Below are 15849 nucleotides of genomic sequence, written 5' to 3'. Positions count from 1 at the left end.
CCCGGTGCGGATGCAACCTTAACAACCTTGACTCAGAGTCAGCAAACCGAGTCCACCGTTGGACGCCAGGACGCCTCGATGTGCGAACCATGGCCAGGATCGGGTATCGTTGCCAGCCGCGGGCGATTGGCGCAGTGGTAGCGCGCTTCGTTCACACCGAAGAGGTCACTGGTTCGAACCCAGTATCGCCCACCGCGAGCAAACCCGGTCTGACTAGGTGCAACACCGAAGTCGGAGCGGGTTTTTTCGTCTGCGCACAACATGCGTGCAGCATGTCGACACCCTGCCCCGCGCTAGCCGCTGGCAGCGACGTTGCGAAGCGACAGCTCGCGGCCATCCCCCACGTCCACAACACCTCACGTCGCCGCGGCGCGGGCCGTCCGCCATTGGAGCTCACCCCCGGACCGGGAGAGATTGGAGACTCAGGCCGGCAGCGCCAGGATGGCTGTAGTAGTTATCGTTCTCAGTAAGCCCGATTTGTACGGAACCATAACGACAACCTGCGGGAAGTTTCGGAAGGCCCAATATCGCTCCGACGCGGGTGTTGAGGCTCAACCAACGATGGAGGCGTTGGCTGTCAGCGCTTCCGTACGAGCAGAAGAGGCCACCGCTCAGGCCGAGCAGTCCGGGCACATCGCGGTGACGTCGACGGTGATCGTCACGTCGGTGAAACCATGCGCGGTCGCTGCTGCCGCGACCCGCGACTGGGCGGGATCCGTGCTGATCGGGACGGCGACCCCGCACGAGCGGCACACCAGGTAGCTGTCGTGGACGCGATCGCGCAGGTGGTACAACGTCTCGCCGGTGGAACTGTGAATGCGATCGACCGTTCCGGCTTCGGTCAGTTCGCGCAGCGTCCGATACACGGTGGCCAGGCTCACCGGCCGTGACGAGCCGGCCAGCTCGTCCCGGATCGTCCGTGCGGACAGAAAGTGATCCGCGGCGGCAAGCAGCGCGATCACGGTGTCGTGCTGGGGTGTCCGCCTGCCCGCCGAGATGACCATCTGCCGAACCACCGACCGGGTGCTAACGCGTCGTCGCGAGCAGCTGGCGCGCGGCGCGGGCGTCCCGTCGCGAGCTCCGGCGGCGAACGGCCCGGATCAGCTGGCAGACCAGATAGATGGTGAACGAGATCGTCGTCACATAGGGGCTGATCGGGATCGAACCACCCAAGGCCAGCAGGATGCCGCCGACGGTCGAGGTGACGGCGAAGCAGACGCTGAGCAGCGGTACCAGCAAGGGTGAGGACGAGACCCGGAGCGCCGCGGCAGCCGGCGTCACCAGCAGCGACAAAACCAGCAGCGCACCGACGATCTGCACCGACACAGCCACCGCGAGGCCCAGCAGCAGCATGAACACGATCGACAGCAGCCGGGTCGGAACACCGCGGGCCGCGGCCACGTCGGCGTCCACGCTCGCGAACAGCAGCGGTCGCCAGATCACCAGCAGGCCGACCACCACGATCGCCGAGATGGCGATCAGCGCCCCGATCTGCGGGTCGTCGACGGCCACGATCTGCCCGGTGAGCAGCCCGAATTTGTTCGCCGAACGTCCCGGATAGAGCACCAGGCAGAGAATCCCCAGGCCGAGCCCGAAAGGCATCAGCACGGCGGTGATCGAGTTCCGGTCCCGCGCCCGGGAACCGAGGATGCCGATCAGCAGCGCGGCCAGCACCGAGCCGGCCAGCGCGCCGGCGACCACCCCGATGCCGAGCAGCAGCCCGGCGGACGCCCCGGCGAAGGACAGTTCGCTGATCCCGTGGACGGCGAACGGCATGTCGCGGGCGACGACGAAAACCCCGATCAGGCCGCCGACGACACCGAGGACGGCACCGGCGATGATCGAGTTGTGCAGCAGCGCGACCAGGTCCCCGTAGTTGTCGAAGACGAACAGCTGCGACCACCAGTTCTGTCCGGTCACGAGGCCACCCCCGTCCCGGCGGACACGGCGCCACCGGTGTCGTGATGCGGCGGGTTGCTGTCCGGAGCGCCGACCACGACCACCCGGCCGTGGGTGCGGATCACGTCCACCGGCGAGCCGTACAGCTCGCTGAGCACCTCGGTGCGCAGGACTTGGTCCGGCGTCCCCACCCGCAACTGCCCACCGGCCAGGTAGAGCACCCGGTCGACCATGCCCAGCACCGGATTGATGTCGTGGGTGACGAACAGCACCCCGAGCGGACGGGCTCGACGGGCGGCGTCCACCAGTTCGCTGACCATCAGCTGGTGGGCGAGATCGAGCGACAGCAGGGGCTCGTCGCACAACAGCAGCCGGGGGTCGCCGGCGAGGGCCTGACCCACTCGCAGCCGCTGCTGCTCACCGCCGGAGAGCTGGGCCAGCGGCGCACGCCGGTACCGCTCAGCGTTCACGTCGCCGATCAGGGCATCCACCTGCTCACCACGAGACCGGCTGGGCAGTGGAATGCCCCAGCGGTGGCCGTCCAGACCGAGACCGACGAGGTCCTGGGCGCGCAGCGGGACGCCATCGTCGGCGAGTTTCTGCTGCGGCACGTAACCGATCCGGCGATTGCCCCGCCTGATCGGCTGCCCCAGGAACTCGGCGGTTCCGGCGGACAGCCGCGCCTGGCCCAGGATGGCCTTCAGCAGGCTGGACTTGCCGGAGCCGTTCGCCCCCAGGACGGCGATGAACTCGCCGACATGCACGTCCAGGTCCAGGCCGCTCCACAACACCCGCTCACCGAAGCTCAGGCCGGCACCGCGCAGGCGGAGCACCGCCTCGTCGCCAGAAGCTGACGACGAGGCGGCCTTTGTTGCGCCGTCCGCTGTCACTTCGCGAGAGCGGCACCGATGGCGTCGAGGTTCTTCGTCATCCACGAGACGTAGTCCTCGCCGCTGGGCAGGGTCTCGGTGACGCCGACGACCGGGACGTTGTTGTCCTTGGCGGCTTTGAGCACCGCTTCGGTCTGAGCACCGGTGGTCTGCTCGTTGTAGGCCAGCAACTTCACCGCATGATCGCTGTACAGCTTGAGCGTCGCCCGCAGCACGGCCGGCGCGACGTCGGTGTCCTCCTCGATCGCCTCGGAGAAGGCGTCCGGCGTCTTGTTCTCCAGGCCGATCGCCTCGAGCAGGTACAGCGGCACGGGCTCGGTGATCGAAACGGGCTGCCCGTTGTAGGTCGCCTTCAGGTCGCCTTCCTTCTTCACCAGGGCGTCGATCGAGCCCTTCAGTTGGGTGGCGTTGTTGGCGAAGGTGTCGGCGCTGGCCGGATCGATGGTCGCGTACGAGGACTGGATCTGGTCGATCACTTTCTCGACGGTCGGGAAGTCGTACCAGACGTGCTCGTTCAACTCCTCACCCGCCGCAGCCTTCTTGCCGGAGATGGTGACGGCGTTGAGCACCGTGGCCGAGGTGTTCTTGGCGGAGGCGAGCATGGTGTCGACGAAGTCGTCGTAGCCGCCGCCGTTCTCGATCACGACCTTCGCCTTGGACAGCGCCAGCTGGTTCTGGGCGCTCGCCTCGTACTCGTGCGGGTCCTTGTCGGGGTCGTCGATGATCGAGGTGACGTTCACCTTGTCACCGCCGACCTTCGCGGCGATATCGCCCCACACATTGGTGGACGCGACCACATCGATCGGTGCGGTGCTCGCGCTCGGACTGCCGGAGGAACTGGGCGACGTCGTCGCCGTGGGCGACGAGCAGCTGGCGAGGGCGAGCCCCGCCACCGCCGCCGCGAGCGGAAGTGCGAATCGGGTGAGCTTCATGGTTGTCCAATCTGATCGGGCCGGCGGTCACCACCTGGGGACGGCACAGCTACTGCTCATGTGCTCCGGTAATGATAACTACTCTCATCACATCGGTAGGCGGTGGCCATCTGGAGACCCATCGAGCCTCGGGTCGGGCTTGAGACCCCTTCGGAAAGATCTCGACAAGCTCGATCAACGGAGGCTTGCGGGCGGGGACGGCGTCCGGAGACACATCACCCGGTCCTTCCGCAGGTTGCTGGAGGCGACACTGCCGTCGTCCTGCCGAGCAGGTAGCCGTGGACCGAGCCCGTGACGGCGCTTTGGAATAGGTGAAGCCGCGGCCGCAGGGGGCCACCGTCACCGGATAGCGGCGTGGTCATCGAACAGTCCGCGGAATGACTACCATTGGCGAGACCGCCCGAGACAGCGACGGACCAGCTGGGCATCACATGAAGTGCCGGACGGAAGCAAATCCGCAGTTGCCCCGCCAGACAGGCCGGCGGCTCATCGAGGTCTTGCCACACCGCGGGATGGCGGTTTCGACGAGCCGACCGACTGTGCGATGCGTGTTATAGCGAACGGGGGACCCGCGGCTGATCGCCACTGAAGCGCGCGTCGCACGGCGATCTATGTCCGTGCATTTTGTGAGCGGTCATGACCAGAGTGGCTGAATCTTCTTGCAGTGAGTGGAGAGCTATTACGGTGCCCGGAGAACGGTCGGCCGATAGCTCCGTCGTGGTTGCTGGCAGCACCAGAGCGCCGGGCACGACCCACGGCGGTATGAGAAGTGCAGGAGTACCGACGCCGCTCCGGTCGCGTTTTGCCACCTGTCTGCCCATGCCCTGCCTCACGAATAGCTGGATTCCATGATGACGGAGGCCGGATCGACTGGGGATTCCCTGCCCATAGGCCTCTGACTAGGCCAAACACAGGTCACACAGGGCCGGGGCCGACGTCTGCGCTTCGTCCGGCGAGCCCTCTATAGCAACGGGACCCATCTCCAGACAAGGCGAGTGCACCGACATCCCTATACACACAGAACTGCTGGGGAGCCTGGCCGAAGCCCAACTCCCCAGCAGTTCGATGCTCTGCGACTACCGCGCGGCGTTGTAGGCGTCGCGGACGACCTTGCTGACCCGACCGCGGTCGGAGACCTCAAAGCCGTTCTCGCGAGCCCACCGGCGCATTGCGGCGAGTTGCTCGGGATCGGTCCGCGCCGGACGCGTGCCGCGCCCACGAGCCGCCTGCCCACCAAGACGGCGGGCCGCGCCCACATAAGCGCTGAGAGCCTCACGAAGCGCCGCTGCGTTGGCCGAGCTGAGATCGATCTCGTAGTCGACTTTGTCTAGCGAGAACGTGACTGTCTCGTCGGCAGTCGTACCGTCGATGTCGTCAATATGGGTTACCACCGTCTTACGCGCCATGCGTCAAGCTCCTGTCCCTGGTTTGCTGGCTTTAGCGTAACTGCTTAGTAGAGCCTAACAGGTTAAGTGCGGTCTCCGTGGCTTCAAACCGCTCTGAGATATAGGAACACAGCAACTCCACAGGGAGCATACCTCGGCGACCCCTGTTCGGACATCCCACCCCACGAGAACCCCACGAGCCGCCCGCGACTCGATGCCGCCAGTGGACGCGTTCCGGCGACAGATCGCCGACCGCCACACCGGGCACCCAGGCGTCCACCCAGTGAGATTTCGCCCCTACTACGGGGCGGGCAACCAACCGAGCAGCCCACCCAAGCCTCAATTTCCCGAATATTGGGACCTTCGTCTCACATATCGGTCATCGGATTTGCATCTGGTACAAGCGGCGAGAGAGGTTGGTAGCACGAAAACGCCGGCAATGGAGCCGCAGGTACATGTGACGCAAGAGAGGCACATCATGACCGCTCCAGCCTTGGTGATGGTGGGAATGGGCAGCACCGACGCCCGAGTCGCCCAAGTCGCGCACTCCTTGAGGCAAGGCCTTCAGGGCATGCGTCCCGGCTTGTCCGTGCACTGTTCCTTCCTCGACCACTGCTCCCCCTCGACCACGCAGGTGGTGTCCCAGCTGATCAAGCAGGGCATCACCGAGATCGTGCTGGTTCCGCTGCAGCTGACCCATGCCATCGACGCGGATGAACGGGTGATCGGCCAGGCGGCCAAGCTGCGCAGCCTGCATTCGGAACTGCGGGTGAGCGTGTCGCGTCCAATCGGCCCCGAGGTCAGCCTGCTCACCGTCCTCGACCAACGGCTGCGCGCCTCACTGGCCGGACAGCGCGTCCTCGAACTGGACGGTCTGGTGCTGTCGTCGGCCCGCAGCGGCGACGTCCGCGGCAACGCGCTGCTGGCTCGCCGAGCCCGGCAGTGGTCCACCCACCACCGGCTGCCCTGCCTGACCGCGGTCGCGGACGGCTCGGGTCCGTCGGTGTCGCAGGCCATTCAAGGTTTGCGCGCGCAGGGTCGCCGGCACATCGCCGTGGGGTCGTTCTTCCTGACCGCCACCGAACTGTTCCATACCCAGGCCGACCTGGCCGAACGGTGCGGCGCGGTCTCGGTGAGCGAACCGCTCGGCTCGGCGCACGAGGTGATGGATCTGATCCTGGCCCGCTACGCGTTCGCCGCGATGGACCTGCTCGACTTCGGCTTCGAAGAGTTGGACGACGAGGTGCCGGCCCGGCATCTCACCATTGCCTGACCATCCGCGCTGATTCGCTGGTCGAGTTCGCGCTGATTCGTTGGTCGAGCTTGTCGAGACCCGGCCATGGCCACGAGAGGTTTCGACAAGCTCAACCAGCGGTGTGGTTACGACAAGCTCGACCGGTAGTGGGTCATGACTTCGCCACGCGGGTCTTCTCGGCGGCGACGTCGAAGGTGGCGTCCGGCCACGACAGGTTGAGCCCGATCAGGTGTTCGCGCACCAGCTGTGCGACCGCCCAGTTGCGGTACCACTTGCGATCGGCCGGAATCACGAACCAGGGCGCATGGTCGGTATTGCAGCGCTCCAGCGCGTCGGTGTAGGCCTCTTGATAGGCGGGCCACTTGGCGCGAGCGTCGACGTCCTTGGGGTTGTACTTCCAATATTTCGCCGGGCTGGCCAGGCGGTCGGCCAACCGCTGCTTCTGCTCGGCGAACGACACGTGCAGGAAGCACTTGATGATCGTGGTGCCGCTGTCGGCCACTTCGCGCTCGAAGGCGTTGATCTCGTCGTAGCGTCGGTTCCATTCGCTGACCGGGACGAGCTGCTCGACCCTGACGACCAGGACGTCCTCATACTGTGAGCGGTCGAAGATGCCAATCATGCCCGGGTTGGGCAGCGCCTTCCGGATCCGCCACAGATAGTGATGCTTGCGCTCTTCCTCGGTGGGCACCTTGAACGAGGTCAGCTGAATGCCCTGCGGGTCGACCAGGCCCATCGCGTGCCGGATCACACCGCCTTTGCCGGAGGTGTCCATACCCTGCAGCACGACGAGCAATCGCGGCGCCCGCTCCGGCTCGGAGCGTCCGTTGGCGTAGAGCCGTTCCTGCAGATCGGAGAGTTCCGGCGCCAAAGCCTGGGTGAGCGCGGGAGCGTCCGCCTTTCCCACACCGGGATAGCCGGGGGTCGCGGCAGTGTCGAGTTTGGCCAGATTGACCGGACCCTTCGGCAGCCGGAGCAGCCTGCTGATCGGCTTCGTCGGCCGGGTGGGGTGGGACTCCCTGGTCTTCTTCGACTTCTTCTTGCCTGCCATCCTCGTAGTCTGGCGCAGCATTGGCGCTCGCACTAGGAGTCTTAGGAAACCCTGACGATTCCCGCGCGATCAGGACGCCGACTCGCCGGGTCAGCCGGAGTCCGGACGGATCGCCAGAATGTCGGCCAGGTCGTACCTGACCGGCTCTTCCAGCTGGGCGTAGGTGCACGAGCGAGGGTCGCGGTCCGGACGCCAGCGGTTGAACTGGGCGGTGTGTCGGAACCGGACGCCCTCCATGTGCTCGTAACGCACCTCGACCACCAGTTCTGGATGCAGCGGCACGAAGGAGAGGTCCTTGCCGTTGTTCCAGCGGCTGTATTCGGAGTTGCGCGGCGTGCGGGCGCCCTCTTCTTGGCGGGCCCACGCCCACGGATGGTTGTCGAAGGTGGTCACCAGCGGCTGCAGTTCGTGGAACAGCTCCTTGCGCCGGGCCAGCGGGAATGCGCCGATCACTCCGACGGACGCCAACTCGCCGGCCTCGTTGTACAGGCCGAGCAGCAGCGAGCCGATCACGTCGTCCCCGCTCTTGTGCAGCCGGTAGCCAGCCACCACGCAATCCGCGGTGCGCTGGTGCTTGATCTTGAACATGGTGCGCTTGTCCGGCTGGTAGCTGCCGTCCAGCGGTTTGGCGACCACGCCGTCCAGACCGGCCCCCTCGAACTGGGCGAACCACTTCTCGGCGAGTTCAGGGTCGCGGGTGATCGGGGTGAGGTGGATCGGCGCATCGGCATGAGCCAAGGCCTGTTCGAGCGCGGCGCGACGCTCCTCGAAGGGACGCTCGGTGTAGTCGACGTCGTCCAGGGCGAGCAGATCGAAGGCAACGAAACTGGCCGGAGTCTGCTCGGAGAGCAGCTTCACCCGGCTGGCCGCCGGATGGATGCGTTGCTGCAGCACCTCGAACTCCAGTCGGTCGCCGATCACCACGACGAGTTCGCCGTCCACCACGCAGCGCTCCGGCAGGTTCGCTTTCACCGCCTCGACGATCTCGGGAAAGTATCGGGTCATCGGACGCTCATTGCGCGACCCGATCTCGACCTCGTCGCCGTCCCGGAAGACGATCGAGCGGAAACCGTCCCACTTCGGCTCGTACGACAATGCGCCGGTCGGAATCTGGGGCACCGCCCTGGCGAGCATCGGCTTCACCGGAGGCATCACGGGCAGTTGCATGGGAGCCATTGTGTCGCCGCTACTTCTCGATCCGATTGCCTTGGTCGTCCCAGTGCGCCGCGACCTTCTTGGACGGCTGCACCCGCGGCGGTTCCCCGGGCATCTTCGGGTAGTCCGGCGGCCAGTTCAGCTCGCCTCCGGGCAACGTCTCCCACAGGGTGAGCAGCGGTTCGAGCGGGAACGCCTCGGCGTCCATATCGGCCCACGGATCGCCATGGGACAGATAGTCGGGCACGGTCGTCAGATTGAACTCGCGAGGGTCTTTCACCTCGGCCAGCTGTGCCCAGGTCATCGGGGTGCTGACCGGCGCGCCGGGACGGGCGCGCAGGCTCCACGCGCCGGCGATGGTCCGGTCGCGGTTGTTTTGGTTGAAGTCGATGAAGATCCGCTCACCGCGCTCTTCCTTCCACCACGCGGTGGTCACACCGCCGTCGCGACGTTCGAGTTCGCGTCCGAAACCGATCGCGGCATGCCGGACCTCCTCGAAGCTGTAATCGGGACGGATCCGAACATAGATATGGATGCCGCGATTCCCGGACGTCTTGGGGTAGCCGCGCAGCCCCAGTTCTTCCAATAGTTCGCGGGCGACATCGGCCACCCGCTGGGCGTCCGCGAAGCCGGTGCCTGACTGCGGGTCGAGGTCGAGCCGCAGCTCATCGGGATGGTCGACGTCCGGACGCCGCACTGGCCACGGATGAAAGGTGAGCGTTCCCATCTGCGCCGCCCAGACGAATGCCGCCGGCTCGGACGGGCACAGCTCATCGGCGGGGCGTCCGCTGGGAAAGGTGATCCGGACCGACTCGACGTAATCGGGCGCGCCCCTGGGCAGCCGCTTCTGATAGAAGCCGTCGGCCTCCCGGTCCTGCGTGCTGGTGGCCAGCCGCATTCCTTCGCGCCAGCCATCTGGCCAGCGCTCCATCGCCGTCGGACGCTCCCCCATCGCCCGCATCAGCGCGTCGCCGAGGTTCGCGTAGTACGCGCAGACGTCCAGTTTGGTGATCGCCGGCGTCCGTTCGGTCGGCTCGTAGACGATTCGGTCTGGGCTGGTGACGCGCAGCTTGCGGTCACCAACGGTCAGCATCGTCGCTGCGCTCTTGGCCATGGGCCCACGCTAGTGGACCACCAACCCCGCGGCCCCGTAGACCCCTCCCTAACTACTCCAAGCCTGCCGTCGACGGGAGGCCTGAAGTAGTTAGGGAGGGCGTTGGGGGGCTAGGCGGCGGCCCTTGCGGGCGGACTAACCTGGAGCGGCCACCAGCGATACCAAGGAGATTCAGATCCCATGGAACTCGATCCGAAGCAGTTCCGGACGCCGGAACAGTGGCGTGCCATGCTGTCCCCCGCCGAGTATCACGTGTTGCGCGAGGCCGGCACCGAGCGTCCGTTCACCGGCCAATACACCGACACCACCACGCCCGGCACCTATCGCTGCCGGGCTTGCGGTGCGAAGCTGTTCACCAGCGACACCAAATTCGAATCGCATTGCGGGTGGCCGTCGTTCTTCGCCCCGGAACTCGACAGCGTCCGCTACATCCAGGACCGTTCGCTGTGGCAGGTTCGCACCGAAGTGCGGTGCGCCACCTGCGATTCGCACTTAGGGCATGTGTTCACCGGAGAGGGCTACGACACGCCGACCGACAAGCGGTACTGCATCAACTCCATCTGCCTGGTGCTGGAACCTGAACAACCTGCGTGATCGTTGACGGCGCTCCCGGCGAGTCCCCCGAGCGGGGGACGCAGACGCGGCTAGATTCACCCCGTGGGAGGAGCGCGAAACAGCATGGCGGGCAGTCCCGGGCTATTCGATGACGCGGTGGCTGCCCTGCAGGCCATGCACTGGCGCCCGGAATTGGTGATCGAGGAAATCCCGGCACCCCAGCGGATCGCCCCGCACGCGGTCGCGGTCGCGGCCGAGGTGGTGGCCGGCGGCGACGACCTCGGCAACGGACGCCTGGTGCTGTTGCACGACCCGGACGGCAATCCGTCCTGGGACGGCGATTTCCGCTGCGTCACCTATGCCCGCGCCGAGGTGGACGCCGAAATGGTGGTCGACCCGCTGCTCACCGAGGTGGGCTGGTCGTGGCTGACCGACGCGCTGGCCCGCTACGGCGCCGACTACACCGCGCCCAGCGGCACCGTCACCGCGGTCTCGTCGCGAGCCTTCGGCGCCATGTCGGCCGATCCGCCGCGCGCCGAGATCGAGATCCGGGCGTCCTGGACGCCGCTGGTCAGCTCCGCCGACGACGTCACCCGGCACCTGATGAGCTGGTCCGAATTGTTGTGCACCACCGCCGGGCTGCCGCCTCTGCCCGAAGGCGTGGTGGTGATGGCGGCACGGCGACGCCGGTGACCGAGCAGTCCGACGCCCCGCTGGTCGTCCTGGAGGCACCCGCCGACGGCGTCCCGCAGGTCGTGCACACTCCGGACGGCCTGGCCACTGCGACTGCGGCGCTGACCGCCGGCACCGGACCGATCGGCATCGACACCGAACGCGCCCAAGGCTTCCGCTATTCGGCCCGTGCCTACCTGATCCAGTTGCGCCGCGAGGGTGCCGGCACGATTCTGCTCGACCCGATTCCGTTCATGGCCGGCGACGAACCGGCCGACTTCTCCGACCTGGCCGCGGCACTGGCGGACGCCGAGTGGGTGCTGCACGCCGCTAGCCAGGACCTGCCCTGCCTAGCCGAGGTCCAACTGCTTCCGCGGCGACTGTACGACACCGAACTGGCCGCCCGGCTGCTGGGCATGCCGCGGGTCGCCTTGGGCACCCTGCTGGAGGAGGCGTTCGGGCTCACCCTGCGCAAGGAGCATTCGGCCGCAGACTGGTCACGGCGTCCGTTGCCCGACGAATGGCTGAACTACGCAGCCCTCGACGTCGAACTGCTGGCCGAACTGCGCGACTGGCTGGACACTCGGTTGCAGGCCGCTGGCAAGGCGGAATGGGCCGCGCAAGAGTTTGCCTACCTGGTCGAACGGGCAGGCGCCGCGATGCCTCCCCGGGTCGACCCGTGGCGCCGGACGTCCGGGCTGCACGCCGTCCGGACGCCGCGGGCGCTCGCCGTGGTCCGCGAGCTGTGGCAGACCCGCGACCAGTTGGCGTCCTCGATGGACCGGGCGCCCGGCAAGGTGCTGCCCGATCGGGCGATCACCGCGCTGGCCGCCCGCGCCAACCCGTCCGAGGTGAAGCGTCTCGGCCCGGCCGATCTGGCGGCGGTGCCGGAGTTCTCCTGGCGTTCCCCGGCCCGCTACCGGGCTCGTTGGCTGGCGGCGCTCGACCGGGTCGCGGCACTGCCCCGCGATCAGTTGCCGGTCCGGCAGCTGCCCGCCGAAGGTCCGCCGCCGCCGCGCACCTGGGAGCTGCGCAATCCCGAGGCGGCCGCCCGCTGGGACGCCGTCCGGCCCGCGGTCGTGGAACGGGCCGGACAGCTGGAGCTTCCGGTGGAGAACCTGATCAGCCCGGACGCCCTGCGTCGGCTGCTCTGGGAGCCGCCGGCCGAACTGACCGCCGAGGCCGTGGACGCCGCCCTCGCTGCCGAGTCGGTCCGCCCGTGGCAGCGCGAACTGCTGGTGCCGCTGATCGTGGAACGGCTGACTGCGGACCCTTCATAGCTGGTTATCTCGGACGTTTATAGTGGTCGAATGTCAGATCCGGGCCACCTGCCGAGCGGCACTTTCGGCAACCGGCCAGCTGACCCGCCCACTCCTCCGGCATCTCGGCTAGGCGCCCCTTTCCCTCCGCCGCAGGGTCCGCCCCTGCTCCCGCAACCCCCGCCACCCCAGTCCGGAACCCCCGCCCAACCGAGGCGTCCGCGTCCACGGCTCGCCGCATTTCTGGTGATCGCCGTGGTGGTCAGCGTGGTGATCGCGGCGGCGACGTCCGGGCGTCCGGTGTCGGCGATGGACGCGTCCACCGCGATGCGCTATCTGCCCACAGACGGCCGGGTACTGCTGGAGAACTCCGACGGCACCGACACCGTGACCGAGTACTACAGCACGTACGGCATGCCGATCTGGCAGAGCGGGCCCGCTGCAATGGCCGTCGGTGGGACCCTCGACGAGCTTCGCAGCAACACCTGGGTGCGCATCTCCGAACTCACCGCGGACGCCCGCGGCCGGGTCGAGCTTCGCCATACCCAGTTGCTGGCAGCTCGGCCGAGCGGTCTGGAGCTGCGGACCATCATGACTGACGCCGGCTTCATGAGCTTCGCCCCCGAGATTCCGATGCTGCCGGCCGGCGTCCATGACGGCCAGCAGTGGAGCGCCGCGGGCACCGTGATGGTCGGCAGCGGCTATACCCCCAAGGCAGAGCAGCCCTATTCGGCCACCTTGCGCGCCGCCACCGTCCGCGACGGCGGATGCGTCGCGATCAGCAGCGAACTGACTCTCGGATCGGTCGACACCCCGATCCGCGACGTCTCCACCTGGTGTCCGGGACGGGGCATCGTCGCCACCCGGTCGGACGACCGCAGCGGCATGGCGGTGACCCGTCCGCCACGCTGGCAGTCGCTCAGCCGGGTGAGCGCCGACGCGAAAGCGGCGCTGAACAGGACGTGGAACTTCACCCGGCGCGATATGAACATTCCGCCGCTCGCCCTGTATGCGGACGTCCGCCCGGTGGTGCTGCCCGGACCGGTCATCGTCTACGTCAATACGCCCGGCGGCGACCTGGTCGCTCGCGGCTGGTCGGACACCGGCACCGACCCGCGTTGGCACGCCCGCCCTGGTGGCGAGGTCACCTCCACCCTCGCGATCGGGAAGATCGTGATCGCCGCCACCACCGAACGCACCGTGGTCGGTTACGGCGATCAGGGCGAATTCCTCTGGCAGGCCCCGCTGCCGGACGTGAGCGCCGTGCCGATCCAGCGGTTCGGGGACCTGGCCGTCGTCGCCACCCTGGACGGCACCATCACCGCTTTCGAGGCCGAGACCGGACGGACCGCGTGGACCGGGCAAACCCCGACCGAGATTCGCCAGCCCATGGTGGTCGACCGCGACCGCGACACGCTGACCGTGCTGGATCAGGCCGGCACCCTGGTCGCGTTCGCCCCGGACGGCGCAGTGCGGCACGAGCTCGCGATCGTGGCACCGGAGGCGTTCACGATCGCCGGCGACGTCGCCGTGGTGACGACCAGCACAGACAGCTACGTCCGCGGCTATCGGCTGGCGGACGGCGAGCAACTGTGGCGAACGCATATGATTCGGTCGCGCCACCTCAGCGCCATCGGCGACACGGCCCTGGTTGGGACGGCGGACGAATTGACGGCACTGCGGGCGTCCGACGGCGTCCAGGTGTGGGCGAAGCCGATCGACCCGGTCCGAGTCGGCGTCGAGGGCGACCGGCTGCTGGTCGCCGACCGGACCACGCTGCGGCTGCTGGACGCCGCGGGCACCGAACTCGGCGCGTACGCGACGCCGGAGAAGGACATGTCCACCGGTGCCGGCCCGCTGCTGAGCGTCGAGGCCGGGGAGTTGTTCTGGTTCTTCGGCTCGGCCGCCTACCGCTGGGAGGCCCGGTGAGGACGCTCGCCGCGGCCGGCCGCGTCGTCCGGGACATCGTCTGGTTGACGGTGATCCAGCCGGTCCGCGACGGCCACCCGCGGAGCGCCGGATGGCCGGTCGGGCTGCGTCCGATCGTGGCAAGCCTGCTCGCCCTCTACGGATTGTTGGCGCTGGCGGTGGTCTTCGCGGGCGCCTTGCGTCGCGTCGACGTCCTGGTGGTGACACTCACCGGGCTCACCATTCCCGATGTCGGCACCTGGCTGTGCCTCGCCGGGCTGGTGTTGTCGATCGCCGTGCTGCAGACGGCGGCACTGCACCTGCCCTGGTGGGTGAAGCTGCTCTCGTTGCCGACGACAGCCGGTGCCCTGGCCTTCTTCGCGACCGCAGCAGCCATCGATCCGATGCTGCTGGTGAGCGGCCTGGTGAGCCTGTCGATCCTGGTGGTGCTCACCGTGGTGCGGTGGCGCAGCGAGTTCGCCTGGTGGGAGTTCGTCGTGGTGACGCTGGCGGTCGCGGCCGCCGTGTTCATTCCACTGGTCGGCACGGACCTGAGCCGCGGGCTGAACCGGGATTGGCGTGGCTCCGCGGTCGAGGGCGGCCTGATCAGCCTGGAAAGCCTAGCCCTGCCCGCCCTGCTGGTCGCCGGAGCAGCGCTGGCGCAGATCTCGGTGACCGCTTCGTTCGCCGCCGTGGCGGCCGCCGTCCGCGAACTGCCGCGGGGCTGGCTGACGGTGGCCGGTCTCCTGATGCTCGGCTGGGCCGCCGTCGCACTGGCCGATCTGCCGCGCGACCCGGACAACGCCGGCACGGGCTGGGTCGCGTCGGCTCTGGCGCTGCTCCTCGCCGCCGCCATGATGTTCGCCGTGCTTGCCGCGACCGGACGGCCGCCGGCCTGGTCCGACCTGGACGAAGACCCGACGCCACTGAATTACCTTGTCGCGATAGGTTCGTCGGCAGCCGTCATGCTCATTCTGGTGCCGACCGCGGTGCGAGAGCACAGTCGGCGCACCGGCCCCCAGTGGCTGTTCGACGGCCTCGTCGCATACACGGCGGCAGCCACGTCCAATCTCACCCAGACGCTCTGCCTGCTGGCGACCGGGGTGGTCGGGTTGGCGGTCACGCTGCCGACGGCCCGCCGTGGGCGGCCCTCGGCGGCGATGTTCCTGGGGTGCGTGGCGGCGCTGGCGGTGTTCCGGTTGCTTCGCAGCTTCGGCTACACGGTGTGGGCCGACAATACGGTGCCGCAGATGTCGGGCCTGCTGCTGGTCGCGCTGCTGGTGACTGCGGCCGTATTGGCGATCAGACGCCGGCTGAGCCCGACCCGTGTCACGGCGCTGGCGTCCGGCATCCTGTTGTGTCTGGTGTATCCGCATCGGGCAATCCTCGACGATCCGATCAGCGCGCTGCTGGGATTCAGCGGCATCGGCGCCGTGCTGTTCGGGCTGATCTGGCGAGTGCTGACCGAGGGCGACTTGTCCCGCGACGGGACGCCGCGCTGGCCGGTCCCGTCCCGCGTGCTGCTGTATTGCGGCAGCGCCCTGCTCGGCGTCACCACGGCGGCCTTTGTCTCCCTCACCCGCAGCAGCGGCAGCTCCCTCGACGTCGCGATCTACGCCGTGGGCGGGGACTTCCTGCTGGGCACCCCGCTCTTCCTCACCGCCGGGCTCGGCTGCCTGGCGATCGCCGTGGCGCCGGCCCGGCGTCCGGCCCGATGACGAGATCGGTGACGGATGGCCGGATGCGTGACGGCTTTCGGGTTATAACCCGAAAG

The 15849-nt window shown here is 67.9% G+C and carries 14 protein-coding genes and 1 tRNA gene; 7 read left to right on the top strand and 8 right to left on the bottom strand.

From position 1 onward, the window contains the following. Positions 1 to 120: 120 nt before the first annotated feature. Positions 121 to 192: transfer RNA gene (locus tag QM619_RS17040), tRNA-Val, on the top strand. 419 nt (positions 193 to 611) lie between these two features. Here the strand turns inward: QM619_RS17040 and QM619_RS17035 are convergent. From QM619_RS17035 to QM619_RS17015, 5 genes are all read right to left on the bottom strand, one after another. Further along, the gene (locus tag QM619_RS17035; protein WP_415111568.1) at positions 612 to 1004 is read right to left on the bottom strand and encodes a Fur family transcriptional regulator; all 393 of its coding nucleotides are present in this window, start codon (positions 1002 to 1004) and stop codon (positions 612 to 614) included. A gap of 22 nt (positions 1005 to 1026) precedes the next feature. Continuing rightward, complete coding sequence (locus QM619_RS17030) at positions 1027 to 1920, bottom strand: metal ABC transporter permease (protein ID WP_415111566.1); 894 nt, start codon at positions 1918 to 1920, stop codon at positions 1027 to 1029. Next, positions 1917 to 2732 (bottom strand): metal ABC transporter ATP-binding protein, encoded by an 816-nt coding sequence (locus QM619_RS17025; RefSeq protein ID WP_415111564.1) that lies wholly within the window; start codon positions 2730 to 2732, stop codon positions 1917 to 1919. Before QM619_RS17025 ends, QM619_RS17030 begins: the two co-directional genes overlap by 4 nt. Before the next feature lie 53 nt (positions 2733 to 2785). Beyond that, entirely contained in the window at positions 2786 to 3721 is a 936-nt protein-coding gene (locus QM619_RS17020; RefSeq protein ID WP_415111562.1) for a metal ABC transporter solute-binding protein, Zn/Mn family, read from the bottom strand. A 1076-nt stretch (positions 3722 to 4797) separates the two neighbouring features. Further along, complete coding sequence (locus QM619_RS17015) at positions 4798 to 5127, bottom strand: histone-like nucleoid-structuring protein Lsr2 (RefSeq protein ID WP_415111560.1); 330 nt, start codon at positions 5125 to 5127, stop codon at positions 4798 to 4800. 457 nt (positions 5128 to 5584) lie between these two features. On the opposite strand from QM619_RS17015, the gene QM619_RS17010 reads away from it, so the two are divergent. Beyond that, entirely contained in the window at positions 5585 to 6379 is a 795-nt protein-coding gene (locus QM619_RS17010) for a sirohydrochlorin chelatase (protein ID WP_415111558.1), read from the top strand. A 133-nt stretch (positions 6380 to 6512) separates the two neighbouring features. Here QM619_RS17010 and QM619_RS17005 read toward each other — a convergent pair whose 3' ends face one another. The 3 genes from QM619_RS17005 to QM619_RS16995 all read right to left on the bottom strand — a co-directional run bounded on the left by QM619_RS17005 (position 6513) and on the right by QM619_RS16995 (position 9681). After that, positions 6513 to 7412: a polyphosphate kinase 2 family protein gene (locus tag QM619_RS17005; RefSeq protein WP_415111556.1), complete on the bottom strand. Its 900-nt coding sequence runs from the start codon at positions 7410 to 7412 to the stop codon at positions 6513 to 6515. Between the two features lie 90 nt (positions 7413 to 7502). Beyond that, positions 7503 to 8579: an ATP-dependent DNA ligase gene (locus QM619_RS17000; protein ID WP_415111554.1), complete on the bottom strand. Its 1077-nt coding sequence runs from the start codon at positions 8577 to 8579 to the stop codon at positions 7503 to 7505. Between the two features lie 19 nt (positions 8580 to 8598). After that, a complete protein-coding gene (locus QM619_RS16995) occupies positions 8599 to 9681 on the bottom strand; it encodes a DNA polymerase domain-containing protein (RefSeq protein WP_415111552.1) in 1083 nt (360 codons plus the stop codon). Between the two features lie 180 nt (positions 9682 to 9861). Here QM619_RS16995 and msrB point away from each other — a divergent pair, with 180 nt between their 5' ends. From msrB to QM619_RS16970, 5 genes are all read left to right on the top strand, one after another. Continuing rightward, a complete protein-coding gene (gene msrB / locus QM619_RS16990) occupies positions 9862 to 10275 on the top strand; it encodes a peptide-methionine (R)-S-oxide reductase MsrB (RefSeq protein WP_415111550.1) in 414 nt (137 codons plus the stop codon). A gap of 84 nt (positions 10276 to 10359) precedes the next feature. Continuing rightward, positions 10360 to 10929 carry a DUF3000 domain-containing protein gene (locus tag QM619_RS16985; RefSeq protein ID WP_415111548.1) on the top strand — a complete coding sequence of 190 codons (570 nt, stop codon included), beginning with the start codon at positions 10360 to 10362 and terminating at the stop codon, positions 10927 to 10929. After that, positions 10926 to 12188, top strand: a complete 1263-nt coding sequence (locus tag QM619_RS16980; protein ID WP_415111547.1) for an HRDC domain-containing protein — start codon at positions 10926 to 10928, stop codon at positions 12186 to 12188. The genes QM619_RS16985 and QM619_RS16980 overlap by 4 nt, the downstream gene beginning before the upstream one ends. A 225-nt stretch (positions 12189 to 12413) precedes the next feature. Next, positions 12414 to 14096 (top strand): PQQ-binding-like beta-propeller repeat protein, encoded by a 1683-nt coding sequence (locus QM619_RS16975; RefSeq protein ID WP_415111545.1) that lies wholly within the window; start codon positions 12414 to 12416, stop codon positions 14094 to 14096. Further along, the gene (locus tag QM619_RS16970) at positions 14093 to 15793 is read left to right on the top strand and encodes a hypothetical protein (protein ID WP_415111543.1); all 1701 of its coding nucleotides are present in this window, start codon (positions 14093 to 14095) and stop codon (positions 15791 to 15793) included. The genes QM619_RS16975 and QM619_RS16970 overlap by 4 nt, the downstream gene beginning before the upstream one ends. The last annotated feature ends 56 nt before the right edge of the window (positions 15794 to 15849 follow it).

It is taken from the genome of Micropruina sp., assembly GCF_047606665.1.
In the GTDB taxonomy this organism is placed as follows: Bacteria; Actinomycetota; Actinomycetes; order Propionibacteriales; family Propionibacteriaceae; genus Micropruina.
Note: the sequence above shows the minus strand (reverse complement) of the source record. Positions and strands in the feature narration are given on the sequence as shown.